Source organism: Fundidesulfovibrio butyratiphilus, assembly GCF_054657235.1.
Genome location: NZ_BAAHXA010000002.1, coordinates 482,395 through 498,776, shown reverse-complemented (window position 1 = coordinate 498,776; position 16,382 = coordinate 482,395). Strand labels below are relative to the sequence as shown.

Genomic DNA, 16,382 nt, shown 5'->3' with positions numbered 1-16,382 from the left:
GCGTCGTGTTGGATTGCGGGGCCGATTTTCGGGAAACCGTCCCCGACGGCGCAAAAATGCCATGGCGACGCCGCGAAAGCAAGCCGGACCGGTCGCGGCCTGGCGACATCGCATGCGCGCAAGACGATCCTTGTCAGGAAACACCGATATGGTCTATGTCCAGATATCGAAGAACTCTTTGGGGCCGCCATGCCGGAACACCTTGCCTCTCCCAAGACCATCCTCACCGTGGATGACGACCTGCTCATTCGCTCCAGCCTGGCGGCGTGGATCGAGGATTCGGGCTATCGTCCCCTTCAGGCGTCCAACGGCCAAGAGGGACTGGCGTTGCTCCAGGAACACGCCCCGGACCTGGTGCTGCTCGACCTGTGCATGCCCGACATGGACGGGCTGGACTTTCTCGAAGAAAAACGCCGACGCAACGACGAAACCCCCGTCATCGTGGTGTCGGGCCAGTCCGACCTGCAAGACGCCATCCAGGCTTTTCGCCTGGGGGCCTGGGACTACATCACCAAGCCCATCGAAACATTCGAGCTGCTCGACCACGCGGTCTCGGTGGTGCTGGAACGCCGGGAGCTGGCCAACAAGGTGCACGCGGCGGAAGCCCGGTACGCCAACCTGGTGCAGAATATCCCCCTGGTCATCTTCAGCCTTGGGCCGGACCTGGAATTGCGGTTCGTCAACCGGGCCTGCCACTCCCTGCTGGGCTTTAGCCGTGAGCAGGCCATGGCCGAACCCGGGTGGCTCCTCAAACGCGTGCATCCCGACGAGCGCGAGGTGGTGCGTCACGTGCTCGAACAGAGCCAGACGGACAGCGCACTCACTTTTTCCAAAACCTGCCGTTTCCTACACAAGACCGGACGCCTGGTACACGGCATCATCAAGTCCATCCCCCACGCCGGCGTTGCGCCCAACGGCGAACCGGGCGGGGTGGAAGGCGTGATCGTGGACATCACGGACCGCCTGATGCTGGAAAAGTTCCTCATGCAGAAGGAAAAAATCAAAACGCTGGGGGCCATTTCCGCCGAAGTGGCCCACGAGATCCGAAATCCCCTGGTTTCCATAGGCGGTTTCGCCAGGCGACTGCTCAAAAAGGAGCCGGACCAGCCCGAGGCGGCCATCATCTTCGGCGAGGCCCAACGGCTGGAACGCATCCTGGACCGCATCCGCAACTACCTGAACCCCGTGCGCATGCACCGCGTCGCCTTGCGCTTGTCGGACGTGGTGTACAGTTGCCTGGCGCTTCTGCGCCCGGAGCTGGAAGCCAATCTGGTGGTTCCCCGGCTCGAAATCGCGGAGCACCTCCCGGATGTGGAAGAAGACCCGGACCTGCTCACCCAGGTGGTGATCAACGTAGTGCGTTTCACCCTGTCCGCCATGCCCGCCAAGGGGGAAATGTGGATCAGGCTCTTCGCCAGCGAAAAATACGTGCACGTGGAGGTGGGGGGAGAACAGGCCAAGCCTGTGGAAGACGCGGAAAAGCTCTTTCTGCCCTTTGACGAGGGGGGCGACACCATCGGCCTGCCCTATTGCCATCGTCTGCTGCGCAGCACCGGCGGTTCCCTGACCTTCGAGCAGAAGGACGCCAAGGGAGTGTTCACCGTGTCCCTGCCGCCACGCGCCGGCAGGGCTCCGGAGGAAGCGAGCCCCGCCGACGCGTCGTGATCGGCTGGAAGATCGTCGGGTTTACGGCATCAAGGCCTTCGTCTGGTCCTTGCAGGCCAGGCCCGTGGCGCACATGGCCCCGATGGTGTCCTTGAGATCCCGGGCCACCTTGGCCAAATCGGCGACGGAACCGGACGAATGGTCCATGACGTCGGCCGTGCGGGCGGCGATGGTGTTGATTTCATCCACCGAACGGTTGATCTCCTCGCTGGCGGCGGACTGTTCCTCGGCGGCCGTGGCGATGGTGCGAACCTGATCGGAAGTCTGCTCGATGAGTTCCACGATGGCGGAAAGCGCCTGCCGCGAGTGTCCGGCCTTGAGCGCGCCCTGGTCGATCTGACGCACCGTGTCCTCGGTGGTGGCCACGTTCTTGCGGGCGCTGTCCTGAATGGCCTGAATGGCCTGGGACACTTCGCTCGTGGCGTGCATGGTCTTTTCGGCCAGTTTGCGCACCTCGTCGGCCACAACGGCGAAGCCCCGTCCGGCCTCGCCGGCCCGGGCCGCCTCGATGGCCGCGTTCAGGGCCAGCAGGTTGGTTTGATCCGCGATGTCGGCGATGACGGTCATGATCTGGCCGATACCCTGGGCGTGATGCCCCAGCTCGCCCATGTCGCGCGAGAGGTTGGCGGCCAGGGTGCTCAACCCTTCGATGGCGTCGGTGACCTCGGCGACGCTCTGGGCGCCCTCCTGGGCCTGGGCCTTGGCCTTGTCGGCCAGATCGGCCACCTGGGCGGAGTTCTTGGCCACTTCGAGCACGGTGGCGTTCATTTCCTCCATGGCCGTGGCCACGTCGGCTATGCGGGTGCGCTGGGTGGAGGTGGCGTCGCCGGCGTCGGTCATGTTGTCCTTGAGCTCGTGCGCGGCCACGGACAGGCGCTCGGAAATGTCGTTGGCGGAATCAGCGGCCCGGGCGATGGTGGTGTTTTGTTCCTCCATGGCCTGCTGCTGCTGGCGAATGACCGTCAGATCGAACCAGATGGCCAAAACGCCCAGGGGCTTGCCGTCCATGTCCTTGAAGGGCGTGCTGGTGACGTGGAAGATGCGCTTTTCTCCGCCCGGGGTCACGTAGTCCACTTCGCCGCTGGACATCTGTCCGCTTCGAATGGCGTCGGTCACCGTGGTCTCGCGGCCGGGGTCCTTGAAGTAGAAATCACCCGAGGTCTGGCCCAGGAAGTCCTCCGGCTTGCCCGTATATCCCGCTGCGCTCAACATGTACTGGTTGACGAAAATAAGCTTGTTGTCCTGGCTGTAGACGATACAGGGCAGGGTGACGCCGGCCAGCACGCCTTCCGAAAAGGCCAGCTTGTTGCGCAGCTCGCTCACCATGGTGCGGATGTTGTCGGCCAGGTGTCCGAGTTCGAGCTGGAAGGTTTCGTTGAGTTGGGCGCGCAGGTCGCCCTTGGCCACGGCGTCGGTGAAGGCCTCGATGCGGTGCACCGGGCGGCTGACCAGCCTGATGCTGATGAAGGCCACGGCCCCGACCAGAATGAGCAGGCCGACCACGCCGCTGGTGATGAGGATGGTGCGTTGGCGCAGGGCCAGGGCGGTCATTTCATCGACATAGGCGCTCATGCACACGACCCAGCCGGTCTTGGGCTCAGTGGCGAAGGCCATGAACTTTTCGCCGTCTTTCCACTGGTAGTCCACCACGCCGTTTTTCTTTGCCAGGGCGATCTGGATGAACTTGTGCGAGGCCACGTCCTTGAGGAGCATGCCCTTGTCGGCCGCGTGGGCCATGACGCGTCCCTCGCCGTCCAAAATGAAGCCGTACCCGCGCTTGCCGAACCGCCAGGGGTTCAAGGTGGCCACGGTAAAGGCGTTCAGTTTGGGAAACACCGCCACGCCGCCGAGCACTTTGCCCGATTTGTCCTTGACCGGAGAGGCGGCTGTGAGGGTCAGATTTTCCTTGTCCCCGTCGGCGGCGTGGGCCAAGTTCGAAATATAGGTGGACTTTCCGTCGTCTATGGACTTGACGAACCGCCGGCCCGCGAAATCCTTTCCGGCCAGGTTCCTGCCCGAGTCGTCGAACCCGACCACCACCTTCCCGTTGCGATCGAAAACCAGCATGGCCCAGTAGGAATGCTTGTAGCTCTCCATGTAATTCTTCAGGCGATCGGCGGCGCGCACCGGAGAGAGCGTGAACACCTCGACCACGGCGGCCTGGCCGGCGAGGTTGAGGGCGATGTTCTCGGCGTTGAAAATGAATTCGGCCAGGCTGCGTTCGGTGCTCTCGGCGGCCTGGGTGATGGCTTGGCGCTGCATGGAGCCGGCCATGTCTTCAGAGGAGTGCGATACGTATAGGATAAGCGGAATGAAAATGGCCAGAATGGCCGCGGTGACCGAGACAATTAAAACCGAACTGATGCTTTTTTTAAACATGCCGCCAACCTCCTTACGGGCATTTCGTCAAGAGTCGAAAAAACGGCCTGCCTGGCACTCCTATGGCTGGGGGTTGCCGCCCGAAAGGTTCGCGGGGGGACCCGGCCCGGTCCGGGTATCACAAGAAAGGGGGACCGCCGCCTGTATTCGAAAATACGGGAACCCTGGCGCGAAACCGTTCTTGCCGCTGGGCGCAGAGCGTCGGGATCCCTTTGGCCAAGGGGCTCGGACGCTCGGGAGACTCTGTTGATTTTTTGAGCGTACCACATGGGCACCGATTGCACAACGCTATGATTTGCAAAGATTTTCTGAAGAAAGTCGCCGGACTCCCGGAGCTTGGCCGGCCCGCTTTTGCCGGCTTGCGTTTTGGTGTAGGAATGACGCCCAGATCGCCAAGCAAAGGAGACGCCTGTGCACGAAGAATCCATGGCAAGCGTGATTCGGGATTATCTCACCGGCGAGGAGTTCGCCGAAACCTCGTACGAGGAGTTCCGCCAGGCCCTGGCCAAGCTCCTGGTGGAAGAGCGCGGCTATCCGCGCGAGAGCCTTACCACGAAAATAGGGGTGTGCGTGGACATCGATGGCTCGCCCTATACCCGTATGGTCGACCTGATGGCCAAGGGACCGGACGGACGCCCCTTGTTGTTGGTCATATTCTGTTCGGGCGAGCCGGGAAGCTACGTGCGCGAAGCCCTGGCCGCGGCCCGGCTGCACGAGCCGCCGGTCCCCCTGCTGATCACCACGGACACCAAAACCGCATGCCTGATCGAGCAGGCCGGCGGCGAGGTGCTGGCCACGGGCATGCGGGCCATTCCCTATTACGACGACCTGCCCGGCCTGGCCGAGGCCCATCCCGCGCGGACCATTTCGCCCGAGCAGGCCAAGCGCGAGGGGCGTATCCTGTTCGCCTATTCCGAGTTGCTCGCCGGGGGATGCTCCCGCTCCCAGTGCGCCTGCAGGCCCAAGCCCAAAAACTGAGCCGTCCGCCTCGCGGGAGAGGACTCGGGGGAAGACGCTTTCCGATCGGTTGAAAGCCCCTGCCCCCGGTTTCTTTCCCCATTGGTCCGGAAGTGGTCCGCTCGGGGAGTCGGCGCGTTTTTTCAGGGAAAGAACGGCCGCGGCGTCAGCGCCGCTTGACCGGCAGTTCGATGATGAAGCCCGCACCCTTGCCCGGGGCGGACTCCACGGTGATGGCGCCCTTGTGGCCGTTGGTGATGATGAAATACGAAACCGAGAGCCCGAGCCCGGTGCCCACGCCCGGGGGCTTGGTGGTGAAGAAGGGTTCGAAAACCTTGCGCCGGATGGTTTCGGTCATGCCGGGACCGTTGTCGCGCACTTCCACCCGCACCTTTTCTCCGGCCAGATTGCGGGTGCGCAACAGGATCTTGCGGGGCACGCCGTCGGGCTGCGAGGCTTCGGCCATGGCCTGGGCCGAGTTCTTGAGCAGGTTCATGAAAACCTGCTGCATCTGTATGGGCGAGCACTGCACCTGCGGCAGGGAAAGGTCGTAGTCGCGTTCGATGCTCACGTGCCTGAAGTCGTACTTCTTCTTGAGGTCGTAGTCGGTGGAGCACAGCTCCACGGACTTGTCGAGCAGCTTGTTCATGTCCGCCGGCGCGCCCACCGACTCGTTGGAGCGCGACAGGTCGAGCATGCTGGAAACGATCTGCGCCGCCCGCATGGCCGCAGTGCGCACGGATTCCACCATGCTCACCACCTCGCGCATCCGCAAATAGTCCTGCAGGGACTCGAAGCTGAAGCCGGCCTTTTGGGCCGCCTGCCGGTTGATCGGCGAATCCGAGGTCAGCCGGCGCAACACCACCTGCGAGCTTTGCAGAATGCCGCTCAGGGGATTGTTGATCTCGTGGGCCATGCCCGCGGCCAGGCCGGCCACGGTGACCATCTTTTCAGTCTGGATGAGCATTTCCTGCATGCGCTTGCGCTCGGTGAGGTCCACGAACATCACCATCACCAACTCGCCGATGCGTGACAGGTGGAACTCGATGGTCTTGGTCATGCCGTCCTTGGCCGTGACCTCGGCCTCGAAGGAGGGGATGGGATTCGATCCGTTCCGGCTGGCGGCAAGCTGCTCCCGGAACATGCCCATGCATTCTTCCCGGGTTTGGGGATCGGGGTGCACGTTTTCCCACCACTTGTCCAAGGTGTCCACTTCGTCGGGCGTATAGCCCAGGATCTCGGTGAACTTGGCGTTGGCCCTGGTGCTGCGGTCGCGCAAGTCCACCACGGCCATGGACAGCGGCGAGGTTTCGATGAGCAGGCGGAAGTACTCCTCCTGGCGGCGCAGGTCGTCCTCGGCGCGCTTGCGTTCGGTGACGTCGATAAAGACCAGGAGCTCGTTTTCGCCCAACATGGTCCCATGCACTTCCACCACGCTCAGCGAGCCGTCCTTGCAGGCCACCCGCAATTCGTCCAATTGGGTATGCGCCCTGTCGGACTGCAACAGGAGCTTGTTTTTCCGTATGGTCTCCAATTGGGCCGCGCGCCGGGCCGGATCGGGAAAGGCCCGTTCCAGCCATTTCTCCATGGTGTCCACCTCTTCCTTGGCATAGCCGAAGAGGGACAGGAACCGCTCGTTGATGAACACGGCTTGGCCTTCGGGAGAACTCAGCACAATGGGCACGGGCATGAAAGTGACCAGCAGGCGGAATTGGGCTTCGCTGCGGCCCAGGTCCTCCACCAGGTTGGCCAACTGGGCGGTTTTTTGCCGCACCCGCCGACGCAGGGTGGCGTTGAAAATCACCAGCGCCACCACCACGAACGCGAACCCCACTCCGGCGTACAAAAAACGGCGCAGGACGGTCGGATTGGCCACGGGCGCCCCCATCCAGCGGTTTTCGATGGCCTCGCGCTCCCTGGGGGAGATGCGCTCGAATCCCGTCTCCACGAGATCGAGCAGGGCGGCGCGTCCCTTGCGCACGGCCCGATGGAACTGGCCGGAATAAAGAACGAAGCCCACGCGGAACTCGTCCGCCAGATTGCGCTTGTACAGGTAGTAGAGGGCCGGAGGCCTGTCGATCAGAAACACCCGGATGTCGTGACGCGCGGCGGCCTCTATGACTTCCGCGTAGCTGTCGTACTCCTGCACCGTGGTCACGCCCTGGGCCTTGAGCACGTTCACGCCGGAGTCGCCGGTCTTGACTCCCACGGTGAATCCCTTGAGCGAGGACGTGTCGCGCAGGCCGCTGATGTCCTTATGAAAGAAAATCGGGACTTCCAACGTGACGTAGGGCTTGGAAAAATCGTAGAGCGCTTCGCGCTCCGGGGTCTTGAACAGGGTGTCTATGACATCGGCCTCGCCCGCGGCCATGATCCGCTGGACCTTGTCCCAGTTCGTGGCCTCCAGCTTCACCCGCACGCCGGTGCGCGCCTCCCACAGGCGCCATTCGTCCACCAGGATGCCCTGGAGTTCTCCCTTGTCGTTGCGGAAAACATAGGGAGGATAGTTGTCGTCCAGGACCACGGTGATGCTTCGCGGCAAGTCTTGGCCCTGGAGCCCGTGGCCGACGGTGGAGGCGAACGCGGCGCACGCGCAAAAAACCGCCCACGCCAGGAGGCAGGCCAAAAAGACGGGGCGCGCCCGCCCGAAGACCGCGGCCGTCCGGGAGCGACGCGCTCCGTCCCACGCGATCTTTCGCAAGTCGTTCATCGTGCCCTTCGTATCGGCGAGGGCCTTTCCCGGGTACGCGGCCCGAAGGCCGACCGGTGGAAACATGCTTTCTCCCGTCGTGCGGCCGAATTCTGTCGCGGCCAGGTCGCTCGGCGGATTGGGAAGCGCCACGGCGCGAGCATTTCCCGCGCATCCGGCGCGGTCCGTCGGCGACTGTCGACGGCAGGCTGCGCGGTCGTCTGAAGGCGACCGACTGCGGACCCCGCTTCCCTCGTATTTTGAGGATACATGGGCCTAGCGTAAGACGCAACGTTCCTTCTTGCCGACTTTCGGGCTGTCCGAAGAACAGCGGGAGGCGATTCGTTGAAAAAACAACAAAACAGGCATGTGCTTTTGTAATTTCGCGCCGGATTTTCCCCAGGAATCCGCTTCGCCCGCGCCGGACATCGCTCCGGGAGCGCGTGCAACGCCTCGCGTCCGACTTCGATATTTTCTTGAAAGGCATGCCGACGCCTGGTCCCGCGCCATTTGTCCCAAAATGCGAACCAGACGCCTCCAGGCCTTTTGACGGCGGCCGATCCATTCTGTATGTTTGTTCGCTTCGGCAAATTGAATACGAATCTGGTGAACTATGGCTGAAAAAGTGGTGGTCATCGGCGGATCGGGCTTCCTGGGAAGCCATGTGGCCGACACCCTCTCCGACGCGGGCTACGCCGTGGACATCCTCGACGTCACCCCTTCCCCCTGGCTTCGCCCCGACCAGAACATGATGGTGGGCGACATCATGGACCGCGAAGTGCTCGACCGGACCCTGGCCGGCGCGCGCTACGTCTACCACATGGCGGGCATCGCCGACATTGTCGAGGCCTCGGATCGACCCCGGGAAACCCTGAGCACCAACATCATGGGCAGCGTGGAAGTCGTGGAAACCTGCGTCCGCCACAAGGTCGAAAAGCTGCTCTACGCGTCCACGCTCTACGTCTATTCCGACAAGGGCTCGTTCTACCGCGTGAGCAAGCAGGCGGTGGAGCTCATTCTCGAAGGCTACCACGAGCGCTTCGGCCTGCCCTACACCATCCTTCGCTACGGTTCGCTCTACGGTCCGCGCGCCCAGGACTGGAACGGGCTCATGCGCTTCGTGGTGCAGGCGGTCAACGAAGGCCGCATCGTCTATCCCGGCACGGGTCTGGAGCGGCGCGAATACATTCACGTGGCCGACGCGGCCAAGCTCTCGGTGCGCGCCATCGACAAGGCCTACGACAACCAGTGCCTGACCGTCACCGGCACCCAGGTCATGACCACGAAGCAGATGCTCGAAACCATCCGCGAAATCTACGGCGAAGGGATCGAGCTGATCTTCACCACCCGGGAACACGGCTACAACCTGTTTCGCTACGACACCACGCCCTACCGCTACACGCCCAAACTCGGCATGAAAGTCGTGCCCAACGAATTCATCGACCTGGGCCAGGGCATTCTCGAACTCATCGGCGAGGTGTGCTCCCGCCGCGAACCCCCGAAGGACTGATCCATGCTCCACGAGGCATTCTCCGGCAGCCGCGCCCTGGTGGCCGGCGGCGGCGGTTTCATCGGCAAGGCTTTGACCGCCCGCCTGCGCGCCTTGGGCGCGCGGACGGACGTCTTGGGGCTGCGTCCCGGCCCGGACCGGCTCGCCCTGGACCTGCGCGACCGCCAGGCCCTGGCCCGGGGGCTTGAGGGGCGCGACTACAACTACGTCTTCAACCTGGGCGGCTACATCAACCACGCTCCCATGGCCAAGGGCGGGCTGGACGTGCTGGACACCCACCTGGGCGGCGCCGTGAACCTCATCGCCGCCCTGTCCGGCCATCCCCTCAAGGGGTTCGTGCAGGTCGGCAGCTCCGACGAATACGGCCAAAGCCCGGCCCCCCAGCGCGAAGATATGCGCGAAGCCCCCTTCTCGCCCTATTCGGCGGCCAAGACGGCGGTCAGCCATCTCGTCCAGGCCCTGGCCCGCACCGAGGGCTTTCCCGGCAGCGTGGTCCGGTACTTTCTCGTCTACGGTCCCGGCCAGGACAGCGCCCGCTTCCTGCCCCAAATCATCCGGGGGGCCCTGGAGGACCGGGAGTTCCCCACCTCCCTGGGCGGCCAATTGCGCGACTTCTGCTACATCGACGACGCCGTGGAAGGCGCCCTCCTGGCCGCCTGCCGTCCGCAAGCCCGGGGAGAGGTGTTCAACATCGCCTCGGGCCGGCCCGTGAGCATCCGCGAGATGATCGACACCGTGGTCGGCCTGGTGGGCACGGGCCGCCCCCAATTCGGGGCGCATCCCTACCGGCCCGGCGAGAACATGGCCCTGTGGGCCGACGTGGAAAAGGCGAAGCGCCTGCTCGGTTTTCAAGCCCGCGTAGGCCTTGCGGAAGGACTCGGCCTGACCATCGCCCATTTTCGCGAGATGGCGGAGGACCGCTGATGACCGCGGAGCGCGGCCTGGCCCGGACCGGGTTTCGCCCCAAGGTCAGCGTGGTCATGAACTGCTTCAACGGCGAACGCTACCTGCGCGAAGCCATCGAGTCGGTCTTCGCCCAGACCTACGACAACTGGGAAATCGTCTTCTGGGACAACGCCAGCACCGACGCCAGCGCGTCCATCGCGAAAAGCTACGGCGAAAAGGTGCGCTATTTCCGGGCCGAGTCCACGACCCTGCTCGGCCCCGCCCGGGTGGAGGCCTTCGCCAGGGCCCAAGGCGATCTGGTGGCCATGCTCGACACGGACGACCGCTGGGAGCCGGAAAAGCTCGCCCTCCAGGTCCCCCTGTTCGAGGCCGACCCGATGCCCGGCCTGGTCTACTGCGACGCCGTGCTTTTCGACGAAACCGGGACGCGACGGGCCTTTTTCGATACCGTGCGTCCGGCGCGGGGCCGGTGCTTCGCCGAGCTTCTGCGTTCGAATTTCATCTGCACGGGCACCATGGTCTTTTCCCGTGCGGCCCTGGACGGCGTCCGCCCCCTTTTCGAGCCGGACATGACCATGGTCATGGACTACCTGCTCACCCTCAAGGTTGCCTACGCCCACGGGCTGGACTATGTGGACAGGCCTCTGGTCGGCAATCGGGTGCATTCGGGGAGCGAATCGACCAAAAAATGGGACCGTTTCGCCGTCGAACTCAAACGAGCCTGCGAAAACCTGGCCGCAACCCTGCCCGGAATCGAACGACGCTTCGGCCCGGAACTGGACGCGGCCCAGGAAAGAGCGGACATGGAACTCGCCATGAACGCCTGGATCGCCGGCGACCCGGCCAAGACAAGGAACATCCTGGCCCCGCGCGCCACGTGGCCGGCCAGGCTCATCCGCCTGGGCACGCGCCTCTATCCCTGGCCGTTTCCGGCGGAACACCTGCGCCGCGCCAAGCACGCCCTGGCCGGGCTGCTGGGACGCCCGCGCTCGCCGTTTCGGACGCACGGCGGCCGAGACGAATCGTTTAGCGCCACGAAGGGGAAACAATGCAGACGGTGATTCTGTGCGGCGGCCTGGGCACCCGGCTGGCCGAGGAAACCCAGCTGAAACCGAAGCCCATGGTGGAGGTCGGGGGCCGACCCATCCTGTGGCACATCATGAACATCTACGCCGCCCACGGCCTGACCGACTTCGTGCTGGCCCTCGGCTACAAGGCCGAAGTCATCAAGGACTATTTCCTGCACTACCACGGCCTCACCAGCGACCTGAAGATCCACCTGGGCTCGGGACAGGTGGAGTACGCCAACACCCTGGCCGAGGACTGGACCGTGCACATGGTGGACACCGGCCCGGTCTCCATGACCGGCGGCCGGCTCAAGCGGCTGGAATCGATTCTTCGCCCCGGCGGGACCTTCTGCTTCACCTACGGCGACGGCGTGAGCGACGTGGACGTGGCCGGCGCGCTGGCCTTTCACCGCGCGCACGGGAAACTGGCCACGGTGACGGCGGTGCGTCCGCCGGCCCGGTTCGGGGCCATGGTCTTCGACGGCCAGCGGGTGGTCAGTTTCAAGGAAAAGGTGCAAACCGGGGAAGGCTGGATCAACGGCGGGTATTTCCTCTTCGAGCCGGGCGTCTTCGACTATCTGGAAAACGACGCCACCATCCTGGAGGAAGCCCCCCTCGAACGCCTGGCCGCGGACGGCCAGCTCATGGCCTATCGCCACGAGGGGTTCTGGCAGTGCATGGACACGGTGCGCGACAGAAACCACCTGGAATCGCTCTGGAAGACCGGCAAGGCTCCCTGGAAGGTTTGGCGCGACTGAGGGGCTCCGACGGCCTGTCGCGAAATCCCCGCCGGTCGCGTCGCCCCGAAAAGCCGCCCCTCGGCGGACACGGCCACGACGCTTCCGGCTTGACTTTTTCCCCCGCCCTGGACGAGCGTTTCGTGAACCGGCCGCTGGAATCGACTGTTGGAACGGACTGTTAGGAAGGAGAGACCGATGCGCATTCTCATCACCGGCAACATGGGCTACATCGGCCCCCTGTGCCTGCGGGAATTTCGGCGCACCAGGCCCGACGCCGCCCTCGTGGGGTTGGACGCCGGCTTTTTCGCCCACTGCCTCACCGGGGCCGGGTTTTTGCCCGAATGCCAGGCGGACGTCCAATATTTCGCCGACGTGCGCCAGGCCCCGGACCAGGCCTTCGCCGGGGTGGACGCCGTGGTGCACCTGGCCGCGGTCTCCAACGACCCCATCGGCAAGTTTTTCGAGGCGGTCACCGACGCGGTGAACCACAAGGCCACCCTGGACATCGCCCGCCGGGCCAAGGCCGCCGGAGCCAAGCACTTTGTCTTCGCCTCCAGTTGCAGCATGTACGGCTCCGCATCGGACGCCCCCCGCGACGAGACCTCCACGCTGGCCCCGCTCACGGCCTACGCCCGGTCCAAGGTGGCCAGCGAGAAGGGGTTGGCCGAACTGGCCGGCCCCGACTTCACGGTCACGTCCCTGCGCTTCGCCACGGCCTGCGGGTTCAGTCCCAGGCTGCGCCTCGACCTGGTGCTCAACGACTTCGTGGCCGGCGCCGTCTCCTCGGGCAAGATCACCATTCTTTCCGACGGCACGCCCTGGCGGCCGCTCATCCACGTCAAGGACATGGCCCGGGCCATCGACTGGGCCGTGGACCGGCCCCAGGACCGGGGCGGCGCTTTCCTGGCCGTCAACGCCGGCTCCAACGCCTGGAACCACCAGGTCAAGGACCTGGCCCAGGCCGTGACCCGGCTCGTGCCCGGCGCCACCATGTCGATCAACCCGGACGCGGCCCCGGACAAGCGCAGCTACCAGGTGAATTTCGACCGGTTCGCGGCCCTGGCCCCGGACCACCAACCCCTGGTCAGCCTGGAACACGCCGTGACCGAACTGCGGGAAGGGCTCGAAGCCATGCGCTTCAACACCCCGGATTTCCGCGAGACGGCCTTCATGCGCCTGAAGGTGCTCACCTCCCACATGGAGGCCGGCCGGCTGACGCCCGAACTCACTTGGACCCTCCAACCCAGGAGTTGACCGCCATGCGGTTCACCGCTCTGCCCCTTTCAGGGGCCTATCTCGTGGAGCCGACCCCGTTTCGCGACGAACGCGGATTTTTTTCGCGCATCCACTGCGCCAAAGAGCTTCAGGAGGCCACCGGCCAGACCAAGCCCATCGCCCAGATCAACCACTCCCGCACCGAGGAGCCGGGCTCCATCCGGGGCATGCACTACCAACTGCCGCCCTACGCCGAAATGAAGATCATCAAATGCGTGCGCGGCGCGGTTTTCGACGTGATCATCGACCTGCGCAAGGATTCGCCCACCTTCCTGCACTGGTGCGGGGAGATTCTTTCGGCCGACAACCTGCACCTGATGGTGGCCCCGGAGGGCTTCGCGCATGGGTTCCAGAGCCTGGAGCCGGGCAGCGAGGTCATCTATTTCGTCACCGAGCCCTATGCCGCGGGCAAAGAGGCGGCCGTGCGCTTCGACGACCCCAGGATCGGGATCAAGTGGCCGCTGCCGGTGACCGTGGTCTCGCAAAAAGACCGGGCCACCCCCGACCTGCCCGTCGATTTCGCGGGGCTTGTGCTGTAGGCCCCGCGGCCTCGAAAGAAACCCCTTGCATTTCGAGGACTATGCAGAAAAAACATTTCAACGGGATTCCAAGAGTGCAATGATGTCTGTACGCATGCGGTACACCCCTCAGATGCGCACCTATGACGCCCTGCAGCCGGTCTACCTGCCGCATCTGAACTTTTTCCAGCCCCCGAACTTCACGAGCCCGGTCGTCAATACCGACGCCATGGGCTTTCGGTATTCCTACCTCGGCGACAAGCGAATCGACTGGCACGGCACGAACGAGACAGTGGACGTGCTGCTTGGCGGCTCCACCGCCTTCGGGGTCGGAGCCACCAACGACCGGGCCACCATTCCCTCGATCCTCTCGTCGACAAACGGCGTTCCCTGCCTGAACTTCGGCGGCCGGGCCTATTCCGAATTTCAGGAGCTTCTGCTTTTTCTCCTGTTCGCTCCCGAACTCGCCATACGCAATCTGTTCATCGTCTCGGGCGTGAACACCGTGTATATCGGCCACAACAGTCGCTTTGCCTTGAAAGGCACCACGGGAACCTTTTTCGAGGAAAACTTTCGCCAAGGGTTTTTCGCGGCCCATTTCGGCTGGAAACAACGGCTTGCCGTCCGATTCGCCAAAGCCCTCAAGGGAAAGCCGGGCCGGAGATATCATTTTATCGACTATCTGACATCCCAGGACATCAAAGACCTGTTCCTCGGGAAAACCACCCTGGACGCGCTGGACGCCCGCTACGCCAACGCGTTGTTCACGCTCGACCAGGACGACGCCACGGTCCATACCCGGATCGAGCAGGCCATGCGCACCTACCTGACCACCTTGTCCGGCATCTGCCGTCAGCGAGGCATACGGTTGGTGTTTTTCGTGCAGCCCTTCGCGCCGTGGGTGGAGGGGCCGTTTTCCCCCGAGGAAACCGCGCTTTTTGATGCGCTCGACCAGGCGCAACCCGAACTATGGGAAATCATGAGCACGTCCCTGGGGAAAGCGGGCGCGTGGTATGTCCCGCTTCTGCAACGGCTGTGCGACGAGACGGGCGTTCCCTGCGTGGATCTCAATGCCTTTGTCGCTTCCGTAAAGTCGGGCGAGCGGATGTTTTTCGTGGACAGAGTGCATTTGACTGATGAAGGCTATGAAACGCTTGCCGCACGCATTGCGAAGGAAGGTGACTCGTGATCTGGTGGATTCTCTTGGGCGTGGCTGTCGTCGTGGTTGCGGGTGTTGTCGTTCTCAGACAACGCAAAAAGGAAAAAGACAAGGACATGTATCCGCTCTGGTGACGCCGCCCCGAGCCTTGACCCGCGATGTTTCCCGCCTGGCCCGCGAAAGGACAGAGCGTCTCGAACCTGGGCTATTCGCCGGGGACCCTGGCGACGCACGCCACGGCTCGCGTCCCGCGCGCCCGTGGCTCCGCGCCGCAAGCCGGCCGGCCCTTCGATCCTGACGGCCCCGCCCCGCCTTGACACCCCTTGGCCCCTGGCCTAATCCAGAAGCGCCGTTCCCCCGCCCAATACGAGGATTCGCATGCCCCAAGAACCGGTCATCTGTTCGCGCTGCCTCTACGATACCACCATTCCCTCCATCCGTTTCGATGAAAACGGCGTTTGCCAGTTCTGCAAAATCCACGACGAGATGGAGAAGCTCTACCCCCTGGGCGAAGAAGGCGACCGCCGCCTGGCGGCCATCGTGGACGACGTCCGGCGCAAGGGACGGGGCAAGCCCTACGACTGCGTGGTGGGCCTTTCCGGCGGCACGGACTCCACCTACACCCTGCTCAAGGCCGTGGAATTGGGCCTTCGCCCCCTGGCCGTGCACTTCGACAACGGGTGGAACTCCGAAATCGCGGTGCGCAACATCGAAAACGCCACCAACCGCCTGAAGGTCGACCTCTACACCCACGTGGTGGATTGGGAAGACTTCAAGAAACTGCAAATTTCCTTTCTCAAGGCCTCGGTCTCCGACGCGGAAATCCCCACGGACATGGCCATCCACGCGGTGCTCCACCAGGTGGCCGCGCGCGAGGGGCTCAAGTACATCCTGCTCGGACACTCCTTTCGGGCCGAAGGCATCGTGCCCAAGGAGTGGACCTACTTCGAAGGCCGCTACATCAAGAGCGTACACAAGCGTTTTTCCGGCTCCTCGCGCACCGGCGTGCCCGAACTTTCGCCCTGGGACCTGTTCCGGTTCATGATCCTGGGACGCATCACCGTGGTCCCGCTGCTCAACTACATGGACTACGGCAAGAAGGAAGCCCAGGAGGCCATCGCCAAGGCCGTGGGCTGGGAAGACTACGGCGGGCACCACCATGAATCGCTCTACACCAAGTTCTTCCAGTCGTACCTGTTGCCGGTCAAGTTCGGCATCGACAAGCGCAAACTTTCGCTCTCGGCCCGGGTGCGCTCGGGCAAGATGGACCGGGAGGAGGCCCTGGCCGTCATCCGGGCCAATCCCTATCCCTCGCAGCCGGAGCTCGTGGAGTACGCCCTGGAAAAGCTCGGCATGACCAGCCAGGAATTCGACGCCATCATGGCCGAACCGCCCAAAAGCTTTCACGACTACCCCACGTACTATCCCCTCATGAAAGCCATGAAGGGTCCGCTCACCCTGGGACACCGTCTGGGCCTTGTGCCGTCCATCCTGTACTACAAGTACGTGTACTAGCC

13 protein-coding genes are annotated in these 16,382 nt (G+C 63.8%); 10 read left to right on the top strand and 3 right to left on the bottom strand.

Features of this window, described 5'->3' with window-relative positions:
* Positions 1 to 189: 189 nt before the first annotated feature.
* Positions 190 to 1,665, top strand: coding sequence for a response regulator (locus ACYQ01_RS13245; RefSeq protein ID WP_459934331.1), 1,476 nt, complete (start codon positions 190 to 192; stop codon positions 1,663 to 1,665).
* Between the two features lie 21 nt (positions 1,666 to 1,686).
* Here the strand turns inward: ACYQ01_RS13245 and ACYQ01_RS13240 are convergent, their stop codons facing one another.
* A complete protein-coding gene (locus ACYQ01_RS13240) occupies positions 1,687 to 4,044 on the bottom strand; it encodes a methyl-accepting chemotaxis protein (RefSeq protein ID WP_459934330.1) in 2,358 nt (785 codons plus the stop codon).
* A 411-nt stretch (positions 4,045 to 4,455) separates the two neighbouring features.
* Here ACYQ01_RS13240 and ACYQ01_RS13235 point away from each other — a divergent pair, with 411 nt between their 5' ends.
* On the top strand, positions 4,456 to 5,022 hold the full coding sequence (locus ACYQ01_RS13235) for a type I restriction enzyme HsdR N-terminal domain-containing protein (protein WP_459934329.1): 567 nt from the start codon (positions 4,456 to 4,458) through the stop codon (positions 5,020 to 5,022).
* Between the two features lie 145 nt (positions 5,023 to 5,167).
* Here ACYQ01_RS13235 and ACYQ01_RS13230 read toward each other — a convergent pair whose 3' ends face one another.
* A complete protein-coding gene (locus ACYQ01_RS13230) occupies positions 5,168 to 7,711 on the bottom strand; it encodes a PAS domain S-box protein (protein WP_459934328.1) in 2,544 nt (847 codons plus the stop codon).
* A gap of 255 nt (positions 7,712 to 7,966) precedes the next feature.
* On the bottom strand, positions 7,967 to 8,326 hold the full coding sequence (locus tag ACYQ01_RS13225) for a hypothetical protein (RefSeq protein WP_459934327.1): 360 nt from the start codon (positions 8,324 to 8,326) through the stop codon (positions 7,967 to 7,969).
* Between ACYQ01_RS13225 and ACYQ01_RS13220 the strand changes: the two genes are divergently transcribed.
* The 8 genes from ACYQ01_RS13220 to ACYQ01_RS13185 all read left to right on the top strand — a co-directional run bounded on the left by ACYQ01_RS13220 (position 8,304) and on the right by ACYQ01_RS13185 (position 16,380).
* A complete protein-coding gene (locus ACYQ01_RS13220; protein WP_459934326.1) occupies positions 8,304 to 9,200 on the top strand; it encodes an NAD-dependent epimerase/dehydratase family protein in 897 nt (298 codons plus the stop codon). The two genes, ACYQ01_RS13225 and ACYQ01_RS13220, sit on opposite strands and share 23 nt — an antisense overlap.
* A 3-nt stretch (positions 9,201 to 9,203) precedes the next feature.
* Complete coding sequence (locus ACYQ01_RS13215; RefSeq protein ID WP_459934325.1) at positions 9,204 to 10,124, top strand: NAD-dependent epimerase/dehydratase family protein; 921 nt, start codon at positions 9,204 to 9,206, stop codon at positions 10,122 to 10,124.
* Positions 10,124 to 11,167: a glycosyltransferase gene (locus tag ACYQ01_RS13210; protein ID WP_459934324.1), complete on the top strand. Its 1,044-nt coding sequence runs from the start codon at positions 10,124 to 10,126 to the stop codon at positions 11,165 to 11,167. Before ACYQ01_RS13215 ends, ACYQ01_RS13210 begins: the two co-directional genes overlap by 1 nt.
* Positions 11,155 to 11,931: a glucose-1-phosphate cytidylyltransferase gene (gene rfbF, locus ACYQ01_RS13205; protein ID WP_459934323.1), complete on the top strand. Its 777-nt coding sequence runs from the start codon at positions 11,155 to 11,157 to the stop codon at positions 11,929 to 11,931. The genes ACYQ01_RS13210 and rfbF overlap by 13 nt, the downstream gene beginning before the upstream one ends.
* Before the next feature lie 177 nt (positions 11,932 to 12,108).
* Positions 12,109 to 13,167: an NAD-dependent epimerase/dehydratase family protein gene (locus tag ACYQ01_RS13200; RefSeq protein ID WP_459934322.1), complete on the top strand. Its 1,059-nt coding sequence runs from the start codon at positions 12,109 to 12,111 to the stop codon at positions 13,165 to 13,167.
* Between the two features lie 5 nt (positions 13,168 to 13,172).
* Positions 13,173 to 13,727: a dTDP-4-dehydrorhamnose 3,5-epimerase gene (gene rfbC, locus ACYQ01_RS13195; protein WP_459934321.1), complete on the top strand. Its 555-nt coding sequence runs from the start codon at positions 13,173 to 13,175 to the stop codon at positions 13,725 to 13,727.
* Positions 13,728 to 13,821: 94 nt separating this feature from the next.
* On the top strand, positions 13,822 to 14,895 hold the full coding sequence (locus tag ACYQ01_RS13190; RefSeq protein WP_459934320.1) for an SGNH/GDSL hydrolase family protein: 1,074 nt from the start codon (positions 13,822 to 13,824) through the stop codon (positions 14,893 to 14,895).
* 348 nt (positions 14,896 to 15,243) lie between these two features.
* Positions 15,244 to 16,380: an N-acetyl sugar amidotransferase gene (locus tag ACYQ01_RS13185; RefSeq protein ID WP_459934319.1), complete on the top strand. Its 1,137-nt coding sequence runs from the start codon at positions 15,244 to 15,246 to the stop codon at positions 16,378 to 16,380.
* Positions 16,381 to 16,382: the final 2 nt, after the last annotated feature.